Source organism: Sporolactobacillus mangiferae, assembly GCF_023336505.1.
Classification (GTDB): domain Bacteria; phylum Bacillota; class Bacilli; order Bacillales; family Sporolactobacillaceae; genus Sporolactobacillus; species Sporolactobacillus mangiferae.
In genome coordinates this window covers 54,800-76,758 of record NZ_JAMAST010000006.1, presented here as the reverse complement: position 1 = coordinate 76,758, position 21,959 = coordinate 54,800, and the positions used below count along the sequence as shown (strand labels likewise).

The 21,959-nt window shown below is 43.1% G+C and carries 21 protein-coding genes; 13 read left to right on the top strand and 8 right to left on the bottom strand.

The window, feature by feature from the left end:
- Positions 1-6: 6 nt before the first annotated feature.
- Entirely contained in the window at positions 7-1,380 is a 1,374-nt protein-coding gene (locus M3N64_RS07500) for a dipeptidase (RefSeq protein ID WP_249100471.1), read from the bottom strand.
- A gap of 200 nt (positions 1,381-1,580) precedes the next feature.
- Between M3N64_RS07500 and M3N64_RS07495 the strand changes: the two genes are divergently transcribed.
- The 4 genes from M3N64_RS07495 to dat all read left to right on the top strand — a co-directional run bounded on the left by M3N64_RS07495 (position 1,581) and on the right by dat (position 4,225).
- Positions 1,581-1,700, top strand: a complete 120-nt coding sequence (locus tag M3N64_RS07495; protein WP_249100468.1) for an FbpB family small basic protein — start codon at positions 1,581-1,583, stop codon at positions 1,698-1,700.
- Between the two features lie 209 nt (positions 1,701-1,909).
- On the top strand, positions 1,910-2,437 hold the full coding sequence (locus M3N64_RS07490) for a GrpB family protein (protein WP_249100466.1): 528 nt from the start codon (positions 1,910-1,912) through the stop codon (positions 2,435-2,437).
- Between the two features lie 11 nt (positions 2,438-2,448).
- Entirely contained in the window at positions 2,449-3,231 is a 783-nt protein-coding gene (locus tag M3N64_RS07485) for an SGNH/GDSL hydrolase family protein (protein ID WP_249100464.1), read from the top strand.
- A 130-nt stretch (positions 3,232-3,361) separates the two neighbouring features.
- Positions 3,362-4,225: a D-amino-acid transaminase gene (gene dat, locus M3N64_RS07480; protein WP_249100461.1), complete on the top strand. Its 864-nt coding sequence runs from the start codon at positions 3,362-3,364 to the stop codon at positions 4,223-4,225.
- Between the two features lie 393 nt (positions 4,226-4,618).
- On the opposite strand, the gene zwf is transcribed toward dat, so the two are convergent.
- Positions 4,619-6,091, bottom strand: a complete 1,473-nt coding sequence (gene zwf / locus M3N64_RS07475; protein WP_249100458.1) for a glucose-6-phosphate dehydrogenase — start codon at positions 6,089-6,091, stop codon at positions 4,619-4,621.
- 362 nt (positions 6,092-6,453) lie between these two features.
- Between zwf and cshA the strand changes: the two genes are divergently transcribed.
- Together cshA and M3N64_RS07465 are read left to right on the top strand one after the other, a co-directional pair.
- Positions 6,454-7,890 (top strand): degradosome RNA helicase CshA, encoded by a 1,437-nt coding sequence (gene cshA / locus M3N64_RS07470; protein WP_249100455.1) that lies wholly within the window; start codon positions 6,454-6,456, stop codon positions 7,888-7,890.
- 431 nt (positions 7,891-8,321) lie between these two features.
- Positions 8,322-8,549 (top strand): IDEAL domain-containing protein, encoded by a 228-nt coding sequence (locus M3N64_RS07465; RefSeq protein ID WP_249100451.1) that lies wholly within the window; start codon positions 8,322-8,324, stop codon positions 8,547-8,549.
- A gap of 198 nt (positions 8,550-8,747) precedes the next feature.
- On the opposite strand, the gene M3N64_RS07460 is transcribed toward M3N64_RS07465, so the two are convergent.
- Positions 8,748-9,689: a DMT family transporter gene (locus M3N64_RS07460; RefSeq protein ID WP_249100447.1), complete on the bottom strand. Its 942-nt coding sequence runs from the start codon at positions 9,687-9,689 to the stop codon at positions 8,748-8,750.
- A 2-nt stretch (positions 9,690-9,691) separates the two neighbouring features.
- Positions 9,692-10,102 carry a reverse transcriptase-like protein gene (locus M3N64_RS07455; RefSeq protein WP_249100445.1) on the bottom strand — a complete coding sequence of 137 codons (411 nt, stop codon included), beginning with the start codon at positions 10,100-10,102 and terminating at the stop codon, positions 9,692-9,694.
- A gap of 135 nt (positions 10,103-10,237) precedes the next feature.
- Here M3N64_RS07455 and M3N64_RS07450 point away from each other — a divergent pair, with 135 nt between their 5' ends.
- Complete coding sequence (locus M3N64_RS07450) at positions 10,238-11,929, top strand: formate--tetrahydrofolate ligase (RefSeq protein WP_249100443.1); 1,692 nt, start codon at positions 10,238-10,240, stop codon at positions 11,927-11,929.
- A gap of 50 nt (positions 11,930-11,979) precedes the next feature.
- On the opposite strand, the gene M3N64_RS07445 is transcribed toward M3N64_RS07450, so the two are convergent.
- Entirely contained in the window at positions 11,980-13,380 is a 1,401-nt protein-coding gene (locus M3N64_RS07445; RefSeq protein WP_249100440.1) for a BaiN/RdsA family NAD(P)/FAD-dependent oxidoreductase, read from the bottom strand.
- A 234-nt stretch (positions 13,381-13,614) separates the two neighbouring features.
- Here M3N64_RS07445 and trhO point away from each other — a divergent pair, with 234 nt between their 5' ends.
- Together trhO and M3N64_RS07435 are read left to right on the top strand one after the other, a co-directional pair.
- Positions 13,615-14,550, top strand: a complete 936-nt coding sequence (trhO, locus tag M3N64_RS07440) for an oxygen-dependent tRNA uridine(34) hydroxylase TrhO (protein ID WP_249100437.1) — start codon at positions 13,615-13,617, stop codon at positions 14,548-14,550.
- A gap of 198 nt (positions 14,551-14,748) precedes the next feature.
- The gene (locus M3N64_RS07435) at positions 14,749-15,438 is read left to right on the top strand and encodes a type II toxin-antitoxin system HicB family antitoxin (protein ID WP_249100434.1); all 690 of its coding nucleotides are present in this window, start codon (positions 14,749-14,751) and stop codon (positions 15,436-15,438) included.
- Positions 15,439-15,726: 288 nt separating this feature from the next.
- Here the strand turns inward: M3N64_RS07435 and tgl are convergent, their stop codons facing one another.
- The gene (tgl, locus tag M3N64_RS07430; RefSeq protein ID WP_249100431.1) at positions 15,727-16,527 is read right to left on the bottom strand and encodes a spore coat transglutaminase TGL; all 801 of its coding nucleotides are present in this window, start codon (positions 16,525-16,527) and stop codon (positions 15,727-15,729) included.
- Positions 16,524-17,507, bottom strand: coding sequence for a hypothetical protein (locus M3N64_RS07425; RefSeq protein WP_249100428.1), 984 nt, complete (start codon positions 17,505-17,507; stop codon positions 16,524-16,526). Before M3N64_RS07425 ends, tgl begins: the two co-directional genes overlap by 4 nt.
- A gap of 197 nt (positions 17,508-17,704) precedes the next feature.
- On the opposite strand from M3N64_RS07425, the gene M3N64_RS07420 reads away from it, so the two are divergent.
- The 4 genes from M3N64_RS07420 to M3N64_RS07405 all read left to right on the top strand — a co-directional run bounded on the left by M3N64_RS07420 (position 17,705) and on the right by M3N64_RS07405 (position 21,288).
- The gene (locus tag M3N64_RS07420; protein WP_249100426.1) at positions 17,705-18,499 is read left to right on the top strand and encodes a thymidylate synthase; all 795 of its coding nucleotides are present in this window, start codon (positions 17,705-17,707) and stop codon (positions 18,497-18,499) included.
- Positions 18,496-18,987 carry a dihydrofolate reductase gene (locus M3N64_RS07415; RefSeq protein WP_249100424.1) on the top strand — a complete coding sequence of 164 codons (492 nt, stop codon included), beginning with the start codon at positions 18,496-18,498 and terminating at the stop codon, positions 18,985-18,987. The genes M3N64_RS07420 and M3N64_RS07415 overlap by 4 nt, the downstream gene beginning before the upstream one ends.
- A gap of 77 nt (positions 18,988-19,064) precedes the next feature.
- Complete coding sequence (locus M3N64_RS07410) at positions 19,065-19,280, top strand: hypothetical protein (RefSeq protein ID WP_249100422.1); 216 nt, start codon at positions 19,065-19,067, stop codon at positions 19,278-19,280.
- Positions 19,281-19,836: 556 nt separating this feature from the next.
- Positions 19,837-21,288: an NADP-dependent glyceraldehyde-3-phosphate dehydrogenase gene (locus tag M3N64_RS07405; RefSeq protein ID WP_249100419.1), complete on the top strand. Its 1,452-nt coding sequence runs from the start codon at positions 19,837-19,839 to the stop codon at positions 21,286-21,288.
- 232 nt (positions 21,289-21,520) lie between these two features.
- Here the strand turns inward: M3N64_RS07405 and M3N64_RS07400 are convergent, their stop codons facing one another.
- Positions 21,521-21,892, bottom strand: a complete 372-nt coding sequence (locus M3N64_RS07400) for an LSm family protein (protein WP_249100416.1) — start codon at positions 21,890-21,892, stop codon at positions 21,521-21,523.
- Positions 21,893-21,959: the final 67 nt, after the last annotated feature.

The following is a 21,959-nucleotide window of genomic DNA, read 5'->3' as shown; positions in this document are numbered from 1 at the left end:
AATTCTTTATTTTAAGTATTCTGGCAGATAAAACAGGAATGATGTGAGGGCGTCCAATCCACGGTCAAAGTTCTGCAGATGAAAATGTTCATTAGGTGCATGAAAATTTTCACTGTCCAGTCCGAATCCCATAAGAATCGGCGCAAGTCTCAGTTTATCATGGAACGTATTCACAATCGGTACTGAACCCCCTTGACGAGACAAAATGGCTTTTGTGTTGAACGCCTCTTCCAGAGCCTTGTGAGCGGCCTGCAATGCAGGATGGTCAACAGGCATACTGAAAGGATCGGCACGATCCATAAGCACGACATCGAGTTTTACACCAACAGGCAAGTGTTCTTTTAGATGTTTTTCAAGCTGCGCTCCGATCTTCGCTGGGTCTTGGTCCGGAACAAGTCGGCAAGTAATTTTAGCAGTCGCCTGAGATGGAATAACCGTTTTCAGTCCTTCACCTGTGAAACCACCAAAGACACCGTTTAACTCCAGCGTCGGCCGTGACCAGATTCGGGCAATTGTTGAGTATCCCTCTTCACCGTATAAACTGTCGACATCAAGTTCCTTTTTCAATGCCTCATCATTGGAGAGGCTCTCACATGTTTTTCGTTCCTCATTCGACAATGGTTTGACGTCATCATAAAAGCCCTTAACAGTTACGTGTCCCTGCTTGTCATGGAGTGTCGCGAGCAGTTCAATCATCGCATGAAGTGTATTCTGAACGGCGCCGCCGTAGACACCGGAATGAAGATCACCTTTAGGGCCCTGCAGCCGTACTTCCAGGCCGCAAAGGCCGCGCAATGCGTAGCTGACTGCCGGCTGATCCATACCCAACATGGTCGTATCCGAAACAAGCAGTACATCGGCACTCAGAAGATCAAGATGATCATCAACAAAAGCATCGAGGTGCGCGCTGCCGATTTCTTCTTCACCCTCAAAGCAAAATTTAATATTTACCGGCAGTTCTCCCTTTGCTTCAAGGATGGTTTCCGCGGCCTTGGCTAGCATAAAGACTTGCCCTTTGTCATCGCTCGTTCCCCGGCCATAGATGATGTTATCTTTAATTACCGGTTTAAATGGATCAGATGTCCATTTTTCGATCGGATCAACAGGTTGTACGTCATAATGTCCGTAGCATAGGACAGTTGGTTTTCCCTCGGCCTTCAGGTAGTCGGCATAAACAACTGGATGACCTGCTGTTTCTAAGATCTGGACATGTTCCAGACCACCGTTGCGCAAATCATCAGCCAGCCAACTGGCCGCTTTTCTTACATCATCTTTATGATTCGAGTCGGAACTGATACTTGGAATGGAGAGAAATTCCATCATTTTTTTTAAATAGTGCTGGCGGTTCCGCTTTAGAACTTCTTTGACTTGTTTATCCATGGAAAAGCCTCCCGACGTAATTTAACCCCTCTATTGTAGCAGATTGGTTCATTAAACGACAAAAAGTGCGGATTTCCGTGTTTGAACAAATTAAATGCGGGTAACATTGTTAGTATAGTAAAAAAATTCACATAGTTATGTTCTTTAATTTTTGCTACCGACCGACTTTGCATGGAGAAGAGTAGAAGGGTGTGAAAATCATGAAAAAACGTGACCGTATTAAAGAATTAATTCAGAAGAATAAATTGGAAATTCTTCGTGATGGAAAACAATTGGAGAAAATTGAAAGAAGGATTGACAATAGACATGCAACAAAATGAACGGTGAATAAAACTGAACCTGATTTCAAAAAAGCATAATCAAAAGCAGCGATATTCGCTGCTTTTTTTACAAGTAAAGGAAGTGTCTGATTTTGGCTAAGCATAAAAGTGTACGTCAGACATGAAAGCGCGATACACCTGTGGAGCGTTCTAATTTTTCCGGTGGTTCTTATGTTAAAATAAGAACTGTCAAGTGTGAGGTGATGGTCTTGAGTGAAAAAGAAATTCAGGTTGTTCCCTATAATGCAAACTGGTCAGTCGAATATAAAAAGGAAGCCGCCCGTATTGTTCCATTGTTGAAGCCGATCTTACGCGCGATTCACCACATTGGCAGTACATCGATACCTAACATGGCAGCAAAGCCGACAATCGATATTTTGGCAGAAGTCACGACTATTGAAATGTGTGATTCGTTTACGAATGAATTTGTGAAGATCGATTATCAGCCATTTGGAGAGTACGGGATTAAAAATCGGCGCTATTTTGTCAAAAAAGACAGATTTGGCAATCATTTGGTTCATCTTCATGCTTTCGAAACGGAATCCGAACAGGTTATTCGGCATTTGGCTTTTCGTGACTATTTAAAAACGCATGAGGAAACGGCACGTTTTTATTGTCAGCTAAAGCTCCAATTAGCCAAAGAATTTCCAAATGACCGTGAAGGCTACTGTATTGGTAAAGATGAAGCGTGCAAGCGAATTGAGCAGCTTGCCTTACATTGGTGGTATGAAGGATAGAGAACGGGTGAGTGAGGTGCAGAAGTATTAAAAAGCGAGTTTTTATTATTCTTTCAGCTGTCATTGTGCTGATTGGCACATTGTTTCTAGCAATCTTTTATTTAGGAGAGCATACGAGTGTTCCTAAAAAACCGAAGCCATTGCATTTGAAAATTGTTGCTCTGGGTGACTCATTAACCGAAGGCATTGGTGATCTTGAAAACCAAGGCTATGTTGGCACAACGTCAAAATTACTTCGGAAAGCAAAAAATGTAAAGAGTGTTTCGGTCAAGGACTTTGGACACCGAGGGGATACATCGAAAGATTTGCTTAATAAATTAAATCAGTCTGAAGTAAAAAACGCCATTAAAGGATCGAACACTGTTTTTTTGACTATTGGCGGTAATGATCTTGTTCGCGTGTTCAAGCAACATTTTCTGGATCTTCATGAAAGTGATTTTACCCGCGAGCAAAAACTATTCTCAGCGAATTTGAAAAAGGCCCTGACTGAAATTCGCAAGTTGAATCCGGATGCACATATCTATTACTTTGGACTGTATAATCCGTTTGAAGATTATTTGGGGGAAGCCAATAAAGATTTTGTTCCGATACTCAATCATTGGAACGCAAACAGTAGCCGTATCAGTGAGTCGTTCTCTCCGATCTCTTTTGTGCCTACATCTGATCTGTTTCGCGGAAAAACCAATGAACTTCTGTATACCGATCATTTTCATCCGAATAAGAAAGGATATACGCTGATGGCGCATCGACTGGTTCGATTTATTGAATCAGCGAATAACAGAAAAAGAAAATGATTCAATCCAGGATTGTCGGTTTTGATCGTAGGGCATATAATCAGATTATTGCATGAATCAGTAAACAGGTGCATTGTTCTGCTGATAGAAAAAATCATACTATGTTAAGTATTCAAAGGGGGATAATGCAGTGTCATTTGTGCTGTATCAGGATCAATTTATTGAACGTAATCAGGCAAAGGTGGATATTGAAGACAGAGGGTACCAGTTTGGGGATGGTATCTATGAGGCTATGATTGTCTACAGCAGTCATATATTTCTTCTTGAGCCCCATATGAAACGTCTTGAACGCAGTGCGCATGAATTAAATCTGAATCTGCCCTATTCTATGGATCATCTGACCAGGAATATCAAGCGGTTGGTTGAAATAAATCATTTAACTGACGGCATCGTTTATTTTCAAATCACGCGTGGCGCGGCACCTCGACAGCATTACTTCCCCGAAAATACATCTTCGGTGGTCACCGGGTCAGTCGTGCATAAAGAACGCAGTGCGGCACAGGGAACAAGGGGAATAAAGGCGGTTCTTGCTGACGATATTCGCTGGCTTCGGTGCGACATTAAGACACTGAATCTGCTCGGCAATGTTCTTGCAAAGCAAAAGGCCCACGAAGAAGGCGCCGGCGAAGCGATTCTTCATCGAGAGGATACTGTAACAGAAGGCTCGTCAAGCAATGTGTTTATTGTTCAGAACGGAGAATTGGTGACTCATCCGGCCGATCATTTTATATTAAACGGGATCACACGGTTGTTTGTGCTTGATCTTGCCAGGCGATTAACGATTCCTGTGCATGAACGAACATTCACCATTGATGAGCTCATGAACGCGGACGAAGTATTTATAACCGGCACAAGCAATGAGGTAAATCCCGTGCTGGAAATTAATGGTCATTTAATCAATGGAGGAACGCCGGGGTCAATAGAACGAAAACTTATCGAAGCATTCAATGCGGAAGTAGAATGGATCAGAGCGCTTCCCCAGACTCAGGCATGAATGAGAAAAAATATGAAGTATTAGAAAACCGAGCAAAAAGCGCCCGGTCCTTAATCTCCAGCCACATGTCATGGGTTCGTGTCTTTACAGTACTGAATCGACGCTTCACAGTTGCTCGCTTGCCGCGGGCGATCCGGAAGCCTCCTCAGGCAGGCAAATTCCTGCGGGGTCTTTCCTGGCTCGCTGATCCCGCAGGCGTCTCGCACTCCGCTTTGATTCTCGATAAGACACTGGTTTATTGGTTTTCATATGGGTCAAAATGATATACTTTCTTATCTTGTAAAAAAACGTGTTCCTGAATGATTAACGGAACACGCTTTTTTCATAAGAAGGGTGGAACTTAACATCTTTTGATCATGGTAAGCATGAAGAATGGATAACGGATCAATGAAATTATTCCATATGCATGAGCGGCCACCAGTGATGTCCGTTTTTTTCAAGCAATTCGTCGGCCGATACCGGACCCATTGAACCTGCCTCGTAGTAATCAACAGGTACATGGCGCTTTTTCCAGGAATCAACAATCGAATCCACGATTTCCCAGGAGTAAGCCACCTCATCCCAGCGGGTAAAGTTTGTAGAATCACCCTTAATACAGTCCGCAATCAGGCGTTCATAGGCATCCTGCATGTTTTCCATTGCCAATGCATTGTTTCGGAATTTCATAGAAATCGGAATTGTATTTCCAGTTTCACCGGTTTCTTTGACATTTAGCTTCAGTGAGAGCCCTTCATCAGGTGAAATATAGATCACCAGCAAATTTGGACCAACGTGGTTAACATTGTGAAAGTACGGATTCTTCGGCAGCTTTTTAAATTGAATGACAATCTGTGTTGCCTTTTCGGACATTCTTTTGCCAGTACGTATATAAAAAGGAACGCCTTGCCAACGATAATTGTCGATCATAAACTGAGCGGCCACAAAAGTCTCTGTTTCAGAATCACTGCGAATATTGTTTTCATCAAGATAGCCGCGGAGTCGTTCACGATTGGCATCGATGCCGCGAGAATACTGACCGCGCACAATCTGTTCAGTGACATTGTGTATATTCATCGGCCGGACTGCCTTCAGAACTTTAACCTTCTCATAGCGGACATCATTGGTTTCAAGACGCACCGGAGGTTCCATGGCAACCAGCGTCAGCAACTGCATAATGTGATTCTGAACCATATCTAACAGGGCACCGGTCTGATCGTAATAATTGGCTCGGTCGCCGACCCCCAGCGTCTCACTAAGCGTAATCTGTACATTTGATATGTAGCGTCGATTCCAAATCGCTTCAAATATAGGGTTTGCAAATCGAAGCACTTCAATATTCTGAACCATTTCTTTGCCCAGATAGTGATCGATTCGATATATTTCATTTTCGTTAAAAGCATGAAGCAGACTGTCGTTTAGTTCTTTTGATGATTCTTTATTATGACCGAACGGTTTTTCAATGACTAAACGCTTCCAGCCCTTTGTTTCCGCAAGTCCGGATTTTTTCAGCTGCTTTGCCGCTTCGGCAAAAAAACACGGTGCAAGTGAGAGATAGAAAATGCGATTTCCATGCAGATGATAGCGTGCATCAAGTTCTTCGCAAAACGTACTGAGCGAAGCAAAACTTTCCGGGCGTGTAATATCGAGGCGCCGATAATAGAAACGCTCTAAAAAGTGTTTGCGCTGGCCCACTTCGGAAGGCAGAGAGTCATTAATTAAATCACGATAGGTTTCATCAGTATGCGTACGCCGCGCCAGACCAATTACTGCAAATTCCTGATCTCTTGTGTACAGTCTGTACAGTGCAGAATAAAGCTTTCTTCGTGCCAAATCTCCTGTTGCGCCAAAAAGAAAAATTAACACCGGCTCCCTTGCCGTCTCAGTCATTATTTATTTCCCTCGTTCCTCGTCCATTATGCTTAAATGTTATCACACTTTTTGATTAATGTGTTACACTTTATGCATTTTCGTTTGAAATGAATGTGAACATTAGACATTATTGACGATAGACAGGTTTTTCAGTCAGCATAAAATGCACGATATCCAATATTCAATCCATTGCATTTCACTTCTTAACATGTTAAGGTGTGTTTATGTGTTTAGGTAATCAATAGGGATGGAAGAGGTTTACTTTTGAATACAACGATGAAAGCTCGTTCACTGTTTAGTAGGCATTTTCCGTCCGACGCGGGGAATGCCTAATCATTTGTTGATCAAACTAAACAATGAAAAGGAGATAGTATAACTTAATGAAATTTGCAGAGCTCGAAATTAGTGAAGAAATAAAGAAAGCAACCGAACGTATGGGGTTTACAGACATGACCCCGATTCAGGAACAAGCCATTCCGGTTGCGAAAACCGGAGTGGATCTTATCGGACAGGCACAAACCGGTACAGGTAAAACGACCGCATTCGGTATTCCGATGATTGAGGCAGCCGATCCTCAGGAGTCTGAAATACAGGGTGTTGTCATCACTCCGACACGTGAACTTGCCATTCAAAACGCCCATGAACTGAGTTCTTTGGGGTTTTATAAAAAAGTTCGAACAATCGCTATTTACGGTGGGCAGGATATTCAACGACAGATTCGCGATTTGAAAAGACGCCCGAGCATCGTATCGGCAACACCTGGACGGCTGCTTGATCACATTAAGCGTCGGACGATTCGCTTAGATCAGATTAAGATGATTGTGCTTGATGAAGCAGACGAAATGCTGAATATGGGATTTATTGACGATATCCATGAAATTCTGGAAAACACCCCGCAGAACCGCCAGACTTTGCTGTTTTCGGCCACCATGCCGAAGCCCATACAATTGCTCGCAGAGAAGTTTATGCATGAACCACGAAAGATTCAAATAAAAGCCAAAACACTGACGGTTTCTTTGATTGAGCAAAACTATGTGAAACTAAGAGAAGCAGAAAAATTTGACGCGCTGACTCGCTTTCTGGATATTCAATCACCTGAGAGGGCCATTGTTTTTGGAAGGACGAAACGCCGTGTCGATGAATTAATGCGTGCCCTGCAGAAACGCGGTTATGAAGCGGAAGGCATTCACGGCGATTTGACACAGTCGAAGCGTGATCTTGTTCTTCGCCGTTTTAAACAAAATGAAGTTAAGTTGCTCGTCGCGACAGATGTGGCTGCACGTGGTCTTGACATCAGCAATGTAACACATGTCTATAATTTTGACCTGCCCCAGGATCCTGAAAGCTACGTGCATCGAATTGGTCGTACCGGACGTGCCGGGAAAACAGGAATGGCCTTAACTTTTATCACGCCAAGCGAATTCCCGCATTTGCGTTCCATTGAACGATTAACGAAACAGCCGATGAAGCAGATCAATGCACCGAGTTACGAAGAGGCACTTGCAGGACAGCAAAAATTAGCAATAGACAATTTGAAAGAGATGCTTGAATCGGGGAAGTATCACGCATATATGTCAAAAGCTCAGGATTTGCTGGATGAATATGATTCTGCACAACTCATTGCAGCGGCACTGAAAATTATGACGAAAGAACCGAACACGACACCGATTCGACTGACCCGTGAAGCGCCGTTGATGGTCAAACACACTTCCGGACGCCAGCAGCGAGGTGGCAAGGGGAGAAATTATTACCACTCAAAGGATCGCGATTACCGGAAGGGTAACAACTATCGTGGACGGAACAGGCAGAAGTCATAGCAGTACTAATGAATGAACTTTGTTATGTCATGATCTGCTGATCTGCCATTTATGGGCAGCATGCAAATTCAAGAAATGTGCGTGCCGCGTTCTCCGATGGCCTAATTGATAGGCGGAACGTTGTGCATGGCGAACTTTTTACTTGTTGCTCTATTTAAGGGATGAATGAACTATATTGATATGGTCTGTTGTTTGAAATCGGGATCTTCCCGATTTTTTTTTAATTCAGGCATTTAAAAATAGTTGATATGCGTACCATGCGAATGAAGAAGTTTTTTATTTCGTGCACACGCGTTAGTGCGTTGCTTGATTGTCATAAATATCCAATGCAATCGGAATAATTTGAAGAATAAAAAGAAAGTGAATTAGAATGGTTGAAACTTTCAGAAAAATAGTTTAGAATAGTAAAAAGTGCAAAGGGGGCAATGAAGATGAACAATGAACACTCATCCCAAGAGAATTCAAAAGCGCTTGTTGTTTACCAAGAGCAACAGGCGAAGGTCTCGGTTGTAGAAATGTATGCCCAAATGATCCTTGATGAAATGGAGTTCAACCAAAAGGTTAAAAGCTTGCGTCAGCGTATTGATGCGAGTCTGGACTCAAGGAACAAAGCACTCTTTATGAAACTCACCGCTGAATATAAGGCATTGACTCGCTAAACGGCTGCTTGTTGGACCGGACTGTTAAGAAAAAACGTCTTTGAAGAGAGGCGCAAGACGATTCAACTGAACAGACAGATGTCTTATGCTCTATACAATAAAAATGAAAAACTGTACAAATTAATATATTCCAATAAAAAGAGTGTTTCAATAGCTATTGAAACACTCTTTTTACGAAGAAACGGACGGCGCTTTGAATTAAACCTTTTTCTCCTCGCATTTGATCGAATTAATCTGTTCCTTTTTTTGTCTTGTTGGCCATTCAGCGATCAGCATACCGGTCAGAATAAGCAATGATCCCGCTAAGTCACTTGTACCAAAACGAACGTTCTGGAAAACAGCAGAAGTCCAGGCGGCAAAGACGGGCTCCATAATATAAATGATCCCTACATGTGTTGCAGGTGTCTCCTTTTGCAAGAAAGTCTGAAGAAGAAAAGCGAAGGCTGTCGCGAATATCGCCATAAACAGGACGACAGCGACAACATCTGCCTGAAGCATACGCTGCCATTCAAATGCTTTGCCCCTTTCAAAAAGAATACTGCCGGCAAAAGCGAGCAGCGCTACTGCAGATAGCTGTACAATGGTAAGAGACAGAGCCTGATACTGTTCCGTAACCTTAGCGGTAAAAATGATATGCAAGGCAAAGGTAATGGCACTGACAAGCACAATTAGATCTCCTTTGTTCAATACGAATTGCCCGCGAGTCGTTAAAAAGAATAAACCGATAGTCGCGAAAACAACCCCTGCAATAATCGTTCTATGTGGTATTTTTTTTAACATCATTGATGAAAAAACAGGGACAAGCACAACGCTAAGTCCGGTAATAAACGCTGCGTTTGAGGCAGTTGTATAGAGAAGGCCGATTGTCTGGCAAACATAGCCTGCAAACAGAAAGGTTCCAAGAAGCAGACCGGAACCGATTAGTTTCCAGCTGTATTGATCGATTTTGGGAGTATGTTTACTTGCGAACATCATTTGCCAGCTCATTAGAACAGCAGCGGCAAGTAAAAAACGCCAGGCATTAAAAGTCAATGGAGTGAGCTGATCAAGTACATTCTGGACGATAATAAAGGTTGTACCCCATACAAAAGTGACCCCGAGCAAAGTGGCATCCGCGATCAGTGTACGCTTATGATTCATACTTAACCTCCGTGTCCTGCCAGTTGCTCATGAATTGCCTGGCGAGCTAATAGATCAGCATTTTTGTTCTGTCGGTCGGGGACCCACTTACAGAAAAACAAGTCGAATTGATCGATTAAATGAAGTGATTGATCCAAATAGGGAACATACTGTTTGTTTTTGACATAACGTTTATTCAGAGCTTCATTGACAAGCTGTGAATCGGTTCGGAAGGAGATGATTCGATGGCCTCGCTCGTGTGCACATTGCAGTGCCGCTACACAAGCAGCAAATTCTGCTTCATGGTTGCTTGAAAGTTCTCCAAACGCTATGGATCGCCGAATTTCGTTTCCATTTCCTTCGTTTATGTAAATGCCGCCACCGGCAACTCCAGGATTGCCAGCCGTTGATCCATCAAAGGATACTTCAATCATAACTACTGCACCTCTGCAAGTAACGCTTATGTAGCTAAATCTGTTACGGACGTTTTAGCCTCGCTCACATTATGTTATCATAATTAGAGAAAAAAGGTTGGACAACTTTTATTACTGGATGGGTGAATGAGAAAAATGTCAGAAAAACCAAAAAATGTAAAATCGGATATTGAAATCGCGCAGGCTGCCAAGCTTAAACCAATCGGAGAAATCGCAGAACAATTAGGACTTGAAGAAAATGACTGGGAACCTTATGGAAACAGTAAAGCTAAGGTATTCGTCAAGACACTTGACAAATTACGCAATCAAGCTGACGGAAAAATCATTCTTGTGACGTCGATAAATCCAACCCCTGCCGGTGAAGGTAAATCAACGGTCACCGTTGGCTTGGGTCAGGCACTGAATAAAATCGGCCGCAAAACTGTGATTGCGCTTCGTGAACCTTCGCTTGGACCAACAATGGGAATTAAAGGAGGAGCGGCGGGGGGCGGATACGCCCAGGTCGTCCCAATGGAAGACATTAATTTGCATTTCACCGGCGATTTTCATGCGATTACAGCTGCGCACAACGCACTTTCGGCTTTTCTGGATAATCATCTTCATCAAGGCAATGCGCTTCATATTGATCCGCAGCGCATTGTTTGGAAACGTGTGCTGGATTTGAATGATCGTTCACTCAGGCATGTTGTGATCGGTTTGGGCGGTAGGGTTGATGGTGTACCACGCGAAGACGGTTTTGATATCACGGTCGCATCAGAAATCATGGCAATTCTTTGCTTGTCTGAAAACTTGGCGGATTTGAAGCAGCGGCTTAGCCGCATGCTGATCGCTTATACATATGAGGGAGATCCTGTTTTTGTTCGTGATTTAAAGGTTGAGGGCGCTCTGACATTATTGCTTAAAAACGCGCTCCATCCGAATCTTGTTCAAACACTGGAAAATACGCCTGCATTTGTTCATGGAGGACCGTTTGCCAATATTGCACATGGATGTAACAGCGTGCTGGCGACAAAATTAGGTGCCAAACTTGGAGAATTTCTGGTTACGGAAGCCGGATTTGGCGCGGATCTTGGCGCAGAGAAATTTCTGGATATCACAACTCGCGCCGGCCATTTCGAACCAAGTGCTGTCGTGATCGTTGCGACAATCCGTGCATTGAAAATGCATGGAGGGTTAACAAAAGAGGAGTTAAAAACCGAAGACCTCAAGGCATTGATGCACGGTATGGAGAATCTCGCATGCCATATTGACACAATTAAATCTTTTGGGCTGCCTTATGTGGTCGCTATTAATCACTTTATTTTTGATACGGATCGTGAAGTCAAGTATATTCAGGAGTGGTGCGCGGCGCATCACCATCCGGTTGCTTTAACAAAAGTCTGGGAACTTGGCGGTGATGGCGGAACGGAACTTGCTCAGCGTGTCATTGATACGATCGAGAAAAATGAACATCACTTTAAACCTCTCTATAGTCTGACGGACTCGCTTGAAAGTAAGATCAAAACAATTGTAACGAAAGTGTACGGCGGAAAGGATGTTGACTATTCGCCGAAAGCACGAAAACAGTTGAAGGATTTTGCAAAGTATGGATGGGATCAGTTGCCTGTCTGTATAGCAAAAACACAGTATTCACTGTCGGACGATCCAAAATTAATCGGCAGGCCAAAAGATTTCACTATTCATGTGCGTGAATTAAAGGTTTCAGTCGGTGCCGGCTTTGTCGTTGTCATGACAGGAAATGTGCTGACCATGCCTGGCCTCCCGAAACATCCGGCTGCACTGAACATGAATGTTGATGAGGGAGGAAAAGTAACTGGCTTATTTTAAAAAATGAAAAATGACAATAGAAAAGAGCTGACACAATCCATCCGGTTGTATCAGCTTTTTTGATTTACGCGCGAAGTCTGCGCTGCGGCAATTCCAGCCGCATGCCCGGTAGTAAAGGCAGCTGTGATATTATATCCTCCAGTGTAGCCATGCACATCTAGAATTTCGCCGCAGAAGTATAGGCCTGAAACAAATTTTGATTCCATCGTTTTGGGATTGATCTCTTTGAGCGAGACGCCACCTCCGGTTATGAACGCTTTTTCAAGAGACAATGTTCCATTTATTTTAATGGGAAATGCTTTCAATGAATGCGCCATTTTTCGAATATCTTCCTTTGATAAATCGTAAAATGTGTGGTCTGGTGAAATGGAATTAAATTCAAAGAGAAAGTTAAGATAGCGTTCGGGTACAATGCCTTTCCAAACATTTTTTATGGCTTTCTTTGGATCGTTTTTAGAGATTCGAGTTAAATGTTCGTATAGTTCTTGCTCATTAATTTCTGGCTTGGTATCAATCAGGACCGTTACTTCATGAGTTTTGAATTTCTTTAGTGCTTTGACGACAAATTGACTGAGTCGCAAAATGGCAGGGCCAGATAAACCAAAATGAGTAAAAACCATATCCCATCTGTGAGTCATTAAAGGCCTGCCTTTTGGATTAACCAAGGTTACAGATACATCGGAGAGAGAAAGGCCTTGAAGTGTTTTGTTCTTTATAAAGGTCTCATTAGATGTAAGCGGAACCTCTGTTGGATAGAGAGCGGTGATTGTGTGCCCGGCAGCTTTAGCCCAACTGTATCCATCTCCAGTGCTCCCAGTCTGCGGAACACTTTTTCCACCGACGGCAACGATCACTTTTTTTGCTTTGATAATCTCGCCTGATTTGAGTTGAACGCCGCATATTTTCTTGCTATACATGTCAGTCGTACAGACCGATGGACCAGTTTGCGGAACGGATTTTCCGCCTACAGCGACAATACTAGAAACGGCGGATATCTTTTCTCCACTTTTTAATTTTGCGCCTATTGTTCGTTCATCATAAAGAACGGCCTGGGCCGGCGCATGTGTTTTAATTGTGACATGTAACTGGTTCATGCGCTCAAGCAAAGCACCAACGACAGATTTTGCATTATTGGAAACGGGAAACATGCGCCCGTGATCTTCTTCTTTTAGCGCAACACCTAATTGTTCAAAAAAAGAAATAATGTTCCGATTATCAAATGCCGATAGTGCACTGTGCAGAAAGCGTCCATTTCCGGGGATATGTGCGATCAGCGATTCAATGGGCATTGCATTGGTAACATTACAGCGCCCTCCGCCTGAAATGGCCAGCTTTCTGCCAAGTTTGTCACCTTTGTCGAGCAATAGCACGCGAGCGTCGTTTTCTGCTGCGGCAATGGCAGCCATCAGTCCAGATGGTCCGCCCCCAATGACGATTACATCATAATCCATAACTATTCCTCACTTTTTGTCCTATTCCTCACCTACCATATCAGAATTCGATAAGCATTTCATTAATAAATGATCCGTTGTCTCCTTTTTACATTGAAAAATAACTTTGAAAATTTCGAGTTCGTCAATAGTGACATTTGTCACATCTGATTAAATTTGGTAGGATAAACAAAGAAAAAAGTGATGTAACCGTTAAAAAGAGTTTTATGATGACATATTAATGAGGTGGTTAAATTGCCAGAAGACAGATCTTTTCGCGTTCTTTTGTATTATCATTATGTAACTATTGATGATCCGGAGACATTTGCTGCGGAGCATTTACGCTTCTGTAAATCAATCGGTCTGAGAGGACGTATTTTGGTCGGACATGAAGGATTGAACGGTACGGTGTCCGGTCCGGCTGAGAAAACGCAGATCTATATGGATACGCTTCATGAGGATCCCCGTTTTAAAGATATGCCGTTTAAAGTTGATGAGGCAGATGGGCATGTTTTCAAGAAGATGCATGTACGCCCGCGCAAGGAAATTGTTGCGCTGAAGCTGGATCGTGATATTGATCCACACGAATTGACAGGTAAGCATTTAAAGCCGATCGACTTTTATCACGAAATGCAAAATGAGGATGTGCTCCTTATCGATGCACGCAATGATTATGAGACGCAAATTGGTCATTTCCGCAATGCTGTTTTGCCTGACATTCGCAATTTTCGCGATCTTCCGGAATGGATTGATGAACACCTGTCTCAATACAAAGACAAAAAAGTCCTGACTTATTGTACGGGCGGTATTCGTTGTGAAAAATTCAGCGGCTACCTTCTTCGTGCCGGATTTAAAGATGTTAGTCAGCTTGAAGGCGGAATTATTGAATATGGAAAGGACTCCACGGTTCGGGGAAAGCTTTACGATGGAAAATGCTATGTATTCGATCAACGCGTTTCTGTGCCTGTGAATCGAACCGAAGAAGCTATCGTTGTTGGCCATTGTCACCATTGCGGGAAGTCCTGTGATCGTATTGTTAACTGCGCAAATCCGGAATGCAACAAACAGTATATCTGCTGCGAGGAATGTGAAAAAAAGCATCACCGTTCTTGCAGTGATGTATGCGATCATCATCCGAAAAATCGTTATGTGGGGGCGGAGCATCGGCTAGATAGTTTACAGGAAGCATGAAATGTATCAGGCATTCGTTGTCCGCTTATAAAAAGTATGTAAGGTTGCCATGCTGGTACATTGATTTGCAGCATTTCATCATGTGGTCTGATCAAGACATGAAAGCGCAAGAGACCAGCAGAAAGTCTGCTTGATACGTATAAAATAAGTGTCACACGTGCAAAATACGTGTTATACTTTATTGAGAGGTGAGTTATGATGATAAAAGATCAGTATATTTATCCTGCGCTTTTTACACAAAAAGAAGCACAATGGACCATTGATTTCCCAGATCTCCCTGGGTGCACGACTGTCGCACAAAACATTGAAGAAGGGTTTGCACGTGCAAAAGAGTCACTTGCAAAATATATTTATGATCTTGAAGAAAAAGGAGAACCAGCTCTGGAGCCCTCGGATATTACATTAATCCATGCAGGTGAAAATCAATTTGCCACATTGATTGAAACTTGGATGCCGCCGTTCCGTAAGAAAATGGAAAATCAGGCAGTAAAAAAAACATTGACGATTCCAAAATGGCTGGATGATGCAGCCAAACAGGCCGATCTCAACTATTCACGTATTTTGCAGGATGCGCTAAAAGATGAACTGAACATTGATGAAAGTGAACGTTCTTTTTCTGTCCAGGATAAGCTAAACAGGCAATTAAAAAAAGTTAAGAAAAGCCTGAAAGATTTGTCGAAGATTCGTGTACATGTTGATAGAGCTAATGATGAGGGTGGCGGTAGAACAACGGAAGCCGAAGAAAATTCCTATTCGGATTCAATCGGGCAGGAACTTGAACGAATCAAGCAGGAAATGAATCATCTGGCTGATCGATTAAAAAAATCGGATGAATTTCAACGAATGAATGAAAAAGTGAACCAGTTAATCAACAAGCTAAAACGATAAATATTTAAGAGGGTGTCTCAAACGATGGGACACCCTTTTTATAAAAGATCATCATGTACGCATAGCGATTTCACTGATATCAGAGTTTTAGGAAAAACCAAATTTTCTGGTTTAGGTGGTACTTCGTTTTACAGCTCATTTTTGTACACGTTGAAAGACGCGAAAAGGCCGCACTTTTCGCATGCGGTGAAAAACAGCAAGATGTTTAACGCAATCTTTATTAAAAAATAGACTCAGGAAGGAGTGAGCATTCGGGCTTTGACACATTCTTTCTTTTGTCCGTCAGAATTAAAATGTGTAAAATGAAGTCCCGGCGGCAATACGAATTCCGTCCATTCGGGTTCCTTCTGCTAACGCAGCCAGGGCAAGATAGTCAGGTCGTGTAGCGTTATTCATGAGAAAAGCGGAAACCATAGAACCAGGCCGTCTGAACTTATTAAGTTCAGCGATCATTTGATTTGCTGGCATAATACCGACACCATGACCGAAATATAATCCGTCTGGAAGTTCTACAACATTTTCGCCTTGCCACTGAGGTGTCTGAGGGCTGACTGCGGGATTTTTAAAATAACGGACATCCCCTGGTATACCGGCGCTGACGCGTGGTACATTTCTAAGCGGAAAAAACGGATGGTTTTGCCAATCCCATAAATACAGCTGCTGAAATACCTCATTGAACCGTTCGTCCGGAATGGTCTCAATCAATGCCTTATAAAAAATGATCATCATAGCCGTTGCGCATTCGAATGCATAGGCTTCACCATTGACAAAAATGTCTGAAACGGCCTCAGATGCCGGAACGCCATGCTTTAATTCAAATCCCCCGTCACCGGTAAGTCTCCAGTAGTAATCATTACACTCAGAATAATAAAAGGTTGCGAAGGATGCACCGCTCGCTAGCAGGGCGCGCGCAGCTTCGATGGTTTCACTTCTGAATTTCAGCTCGAAATTCAACTCACGCCGGGAAGGATAAGCAAACCACTCTTCAGACGCGGCCATTGCTCTGAAGACATCTGAGGCATATCTGCCATTCGTGGCAAAACTGCCGTAATCATCAGATGACAGTTGCTGGTTTCCTGCAATGATCATAAATAATCCCCTCCGTGTAAAGGGACGTTTTCGGATTGAAGCTGTTCTTTAACGGGCTGCATCACCCAATTTCGCCAAATTTTCGACTGCAGTTTTCTTAAACGACTGGAGTATGCAGATAAATGGATTTGCGTCCGATGTGGCAGTTTAATAAATTCGTCGTAATTTTTTTTCTCTTGTTTGGAAAATGCCTGAACAGGTTCACCGTTTGACGGAGAAACAATTTTGCCAAGATATTTGGCACTGTAATGAATTTTAAACGGCCGAGCTCCGGGTACTGCGTCATTGGTTTCGCCTGTGTACACTAAATAGTGTGCGTTTTCTTCATACCAGGTCTCAAAAGCAAGTAATGCTGCCTGGTTATCAAGCGCATGGCGCACTTCAGGAATGAAAGCAAGCATTTTTCGCGCGTAACTGCTCTCGACCCGTTCATTGGATAATAAGTAGTTCGCAAGATAAACAAGGCAAACTGGATTCGCGGTTTCCCACAACGCACTGATTAAATAATGACGCTGGCTTTTGTTTTTGCAGCGATAAATGACCAGATCAACCATGCCTTTCAGCCAATTCTCGTGATAGGTATGCAGAAGATGGATCGCAGTCTGATCGATCACCTGAGTGTAGTCGGTTGAAACAATATTTTTCCATCCCGTCTTTAATATCCAGTACATGGCGCTAACCACTTCATCATGCTGAACGGCAAATGATGCAGAATGATTGATGCCGAAATCCGCACCATGAAGCACATTCCGAATATGCTGCAAAGCTATCTGCGTGCGAGGAGCTAATTGGCCGCTGCGTGTTTCCAGTTCATTGCGCAGCATAAAAAGAACGGGAAACTCCAGATCCGGATCATTGATCATTTGGAATGCATGCTGCTGATCCGTCTGGTAGATCCTTTTCCATTCATTAATGAAAGTGTCAGGGTGATCATGCCTCAATCGATTTAACGGGTTATCTTGCTGATTTTCCGTGCTCATTGCAGTCCCTCCCGTGCAATAAACCTTGTAACATGTTATGTGCCGCTTACCGATATATTCATGTCAATATGGAAAGAGCATTTAAAGCATTGGCGGGATTGCGGAGAACTATGTCCTGATCATCTGATCAGCATACCTGAAATGAAGAGTTTATGTTACACTAAGAAACAGCGATAATAAAAGTGGAGTGATCAGCTTTGGAACAATATTTAAAGCTATGCCGAAAAGTTCTGGATGAAGGCCACAGAAAAAGTGACCGGACCGGCACCGGGACAATCAGTATTTTTGGTTATCAAATGCGATTTAACTTGCAAGATGGCTTTCCGCTTATGACAACAAAGAAGCTACATTATAAATCGATCATCTATGAACTGCTCTGGTTTTTAAAAGGAGATACGAACGTTCAGTACTTGAAGGACCATGGCGTCCGTATCTGGAATGAGTGGGCCGATGAAAAAGGAGATCTTGGTCCCGTCTATGGTCATCAATGGCGTTCATGGCCGGGAAAAAACGGTGGAACAATCGACCAGATTACTAATGTTATTCATGAAATCAGGGAGAATCCGCATTCGAGAAGACTGATCGTGACTGCATGGAATCCGATGGATATACCTGATATGGCATTGCCGCCATGCCACTGCCTTTTTCAATTCTATGTTAATGATGGCAAGTTAAGCTGTCAGCTCTACCAGCGCAGTGCGGACCTGTTTCTTGGTGTGCCGTTTAATATCGCTTCATATGCTTTGCTGACGCATATGATTGCCAAGGTAACCGGATTGGAAGCAGGTGAATTCATCCATACGCTTGGAGATGCTCATATTTACCTGAATCATCTCGATCAAGTGAAGACGCAGCTGGAACGCAGGCCGCGTCCATTACCGAAACTGATGATTAACCCGGATGTTTCTTCAGTTTTTGATTTCAAATACGAAGATTTCAAATTTATTGACTACAATCCTTATCCGGCAATCAAAGGTGAGGTGTCAGTATGATTTCCTTTTTGCTGGCTATGGACCGCAATCAGCTGATTGGACGTGACAATCAGCTGCCGTGGCATCTTCCTGATGATTTGCGTTATTTTAAAAAAATAACGTGGGGTCATCCGATTGTTATGGGCCGGAAAACGTATGAATCGATTGGCAGGCCGCTTCCCGGACGGGAAAATATTGTTTTAACACGAAATTCGAATTTTACAGAGAAAGGGGCGAGACACTTTACTTCAGTAGATGAACTCATGAATAGCGGCATTGCCTACGGACGCGAATGTTTCGTTATCGGGGGAGCAGCTGTTTTCAAAGCATTTATGCCTTATGCAGATCGGCTCTATATCACGCATATTGATGCTGAGTTTGAAGGAGATACATACTTTACAGATTTCCATATGAGCGATTGGCATTTGATCAGCAGTACTGCTGGAAATCTTGACAGCAAAAATCATTTCCCTCATGACTTTCGCATTTATGAACGCGCATGTGTCTGATCGGTTGATCGATATCAGCTTTCACTTCTCTTTCTTCAGTGCATACACTGTTAAAAAGGGTAACGGAGTTGATACAAATGATCATTTCATATCTGCAGCTTTTACTCTGTTATGCGCTAATCGGAATGCTCATGGGCTCTCTGCTCGGTCTGCTCCCATTTTGGCGGGCCTGGCAAGGAAGGCATATAGCCGTTTTTTTCTTGTTCCTTATTGCATGGCTGCCGGTCATTATGCTTGCATTCATATGCGCGCCGCTTGCAAACGGTATGCGCGTTCAAGAAAGTGATTGTTGATAAGAGGTTCTTGAGCAGGAGCCTCTTGTTTTCACTTGCATAATCGGATAAGCAGCCATGATAAATCATGACTTCAAATAAGAATATTTATCTATTCCAGTGTTTTCCGCGTCTTGGCCAAGCCTGTTCCGTTGTGAACACATTGATGGGGATATCCAATCATACATGGAATAAATATATGTCTGTTGAAACAAACCACTATTCGTTTCAAAAGAAAATATTTTTTGAAAACTAATTGCTTTTAACTTACTATGAAATTTATTTCCTTGACAAATATATGAAATTGCTTTAAAACCATATATTAAACAGGTCAGTTTTGTTTACTATCATGCATAGTCATGTGACACGGACAGTGAGCAGAAGATTGGAAATTAAGTATCTTTCGTGCGAAAATAAACTTTGTTGAAAACACTATACTCAATGAAAATCTTATTGTGTTACTGGATTCTTAAACGAAAAATAGTTACCTGGTCAGGTGATTGTTCTCGTTTTGAACGCGTCATGATGACACAAGTACGGCTTAAGAGAAATTGATAATAAAGGAGAATGGAAAGGTATGGCATCGAATGTATCAGAATTGACGACTTACTTAGCGTACCTTGAAGGCGAATGGAAGAAGAGTTCATCTGGTGAGACCATTGCCATTCAATCCCCTTACCTGAGACAGACGATTGGTTATGTTCAAGCGGTCACACAGGAAGAAGTGGATCATGCAATTACTGAGGCACACAAGGCGCAAAAGCGCTGGGCAAAGCTTTCTCTAAGCGAACGGGGCGCTTATCTTGAGAAATGGGCGGATGAACTGGTTGCTGGCAGCGAGGAAATTGCCAAAACAATTATGCAGGAAGTGGGTAAGGGTTTCAAGGATGCCCAGAAAGAAGTCGTCCGGACTGCAGACTTGATTCGTTATACAGTTCAGGACGCACTGCATATGCATGGTGAAAGTTTAAAAGGTGATGGATTTCCGGGTGGTGACCAAAAAAAGATCGGTATTGTTGAAAGCGCTCCGTTAGGTGTTGTTTTGGCCATCGCTCCATTTAACTATCCGGTAAATCTGGCTGCCTCAAAGATTGCGCCAGCATTGATGATGGGGAATGCGGTTATCTTTAAACCGGCGACACAAGGATCAATCAGTGGAGTCAAAATGATTGAAGCCCTTGATAAAACAGGTCTGCCAAAAGGTTTGCTCAGTCTGACCACCGGTCGCGGTTCAGTCATTGGTGATTATTTGGTTGAACATAAAGGTATAAATATGATCAGCTTTACGGGAGGTTCCTCCACCGGCAGGCACCTGTCCAAACAGACCACAATGATTCCGCTCGTGCTGGAACTTGGTGGTAAAGATCCGGCTATTGTCTGCGAGGATGCTGATTTAGATGTTGCTGTTAAGAGTATCATGAACGGCGCTTATTCTTATTCCGGTCAACGTTGTACCGCTATTAAGCGTGTGCTTGTCAATGACAAGATCGCTGACGCGCTTGTTTCCCGTTTGAAGGCCGAGATTGAAAAATTAACAGTGGGTTCACCTGAGAAAGACAGCACGATTGTACCGTTGATCGATGATAAGTCTGCGGATTTTGTCCAGGGTCTGATTGACGATGCGCTTGTCAAAGGTGCCACACTCGTTACAGGTAATAAACGTAAAGAAAACCTAATCTATCCAACACTTTTAGATAATGTCACCGAAGATATGGATGTTGCATGGATCGAGCCGTTTGGACCCGTTTTGCCGGTTATACGTGTTGCTTCTGATGAAGAAGCGATTGAACTTGCAAATAAGTCAGAATTTGGCTTGCAGGCGAGTGTCTTTTCACAGGATATTGATCGTGCGCTCGCGGTTGCTCGGCAAGTCGAGGCGGGGACAGTGCAAATCAACGGACGTACGGAACGTGGACCGGATCACTTCCCGTTCCTCGGCGTAAAATCTTCTGGGATGGGTGTTCAGGGCATTCACCACAGTCTATTATCTATGTCACGTGAGCGTGTAACCGTTCTGAACTTGAAATAAAAAATCTGCCGATTAGCAAGCCTTGGCGCAGGCAGTAGCTTGATTATGTGTAAAAAAAGAGAATCAACAATTGATTCTCTTTTTTATATGACTTTCTGATCGTATAATGATAGAGCTTCAGTTGATTTTTTATGGATGAGGCATGCAGGAATGATTCATTAATTGACAGGTGTGGCATTCTTCAACGATTTACAGCAAGAGCTGTATTGTCGGGCAGTATATTTCCTGTTATTTAATAATAGAATGAACCGGGTCCGGAACCATAGTATCCTCCGTAATATGGCGGACGTGGTCCAGGACCGTAATATGGTCTTGGTGGATAAAGCGGCCATGGCCGGACGCCGATGATGGATCCCAATCCGACACCGAGCAGTCCGCCTGCAAAGCCGCCAAGAAACGCCTGGGGCCCGAATCCAAAGCCATAAAAGCGTTCATCGTTACCGCCGCGATTTTCATTTATTTCATGCTGATCATTGGTCAACGGTTTTAAATAGACATTATTTTGATCAAAAGATTCTACAATCCCGTAATGTATCGAACCATCGCTGCATTGGATCTCAACAGGCTGATTGATCAAGTCTTCCCAGTAGTTTGGATGTGCCATGTACGTGCCTCCCTGGATGTGTTCTGTTATTGGCGCAAAAGCGCCGCTGAACATTGGCCTAATTCTA

Excerpts from the sequence above, each read along its gene's own strand:
- M3N64_RS07455 (WP_249100445.1), bottom strand. The coding sequence starts at position 10,102 with ATGATTGAAGTATCCTTTGATGGATCAACGGCTGGCAATCCTGGAGTT.
- tgl (WP_249100431.1), bottom strand. The coding sequence starts at position 16,527 with ATGATCATTGCAGGAAACCAGCAACTGTCATCTGATGATTACGGCAGT.
- M3N64_RS07445 (WP_249100440.1), bottom strand. The coding sequence starts at position 13,380 with ATGGATTATGATGTAATCGTCATTGGGGGCGGACCATCTGGACTGATG.
- M3N64_RS07400 (WP_249100416.1), bottom strand. The coding sequence starts at position 21,892 with ATGGCACATCCAAACTACTGGGAAGACTTGATCAATCAGCCTGTTGAG.
- M3N64_RS07450 (WP_249100443.1), top strand. The coding sequence starts at position 10,238 with ATGTCAGAAAAACCAAAAAATGTAAAATCGGATATTGAAATCGCGCAG.
- M3N64_RS07500 (WP_249100471.1), bottom strand. The coding sequence starts at position 1,380 with ATGGATAAACAAGTCAAAGAAGTTCTAAAGCGGAACCGCCAGCACTAT.
- cshA (WP_249100455.1), top strand. The coding sequence starts at position 6,454 with ATGAAATTTGCAGAGCTCGAAATTAGTGAAGAAATAAAGAAAGCAACC.
- M3N64_RS07405 (WP_249100419.1), top strand. The coding sequence starts at position 19,837 with ATGGCATCGAATGTATCAGAATTGACGACTTACTTAGCGTACCTTGAA.
- M3N64_RS07425 (WP_249100428.1), bottom strand. The coding sequence starts at position 17,507 with ATGAGCACGGAAAATCAGCAAGATAACCCGTTAAATCGATTGAGGCAT.
- M3N64_RS07465 (WP_249100451.1), top strand. The coding sequence starts at position 8,322 with ATGAACAATGAACACTCATCCCAAGAGAATTCAAAAGCGCTTGTTGTT.
- zwf (WP_249100458.1), bottom strand. The coding sequence starts at position 6,091 with ATGACTGAGACGGCAAGGGAGCCGGTGTTAATTTTTCTTTTTGGCGCA.
- M3N64_RS07460 (WP_249100447.1), bottom strand. The coding sequence starts at position 9,689 with ATGAATCATAAGCGTACACTGATCGCGGATGCCACTTTGCTCGGGGTC.
- M3N64_RS07435 (WP_249100434.1), top strand. The coding sequence starts at position 14,749 with ATGATAAAAGATCAGTATATTTATCCTGCGCTTTTTACACAAAAAGAA.
- M3N64_RS07415 (WP_249100424.1), top strand. The coding sequence starts at position 18,496 with ATGATTTCCTTTTTGCTGGCTATGGACCGCAATCAGCTGATTGGACGT.
- M3N64_RS07410 (WP_249100422.1), top strand. The coding sequence starts at position 19,065 with ATGATCATTTCATATCTGCAGCTTTTACTCTGTTATGCGCTAATCGGA.
- M3N64_RS07495 (WP_249100468.1), top strand. The coding sequence starts at position 1,581 with ATGAAAAAACGTGACCGTATTAAAGAATTAATTCAGAAGAATAAATTG.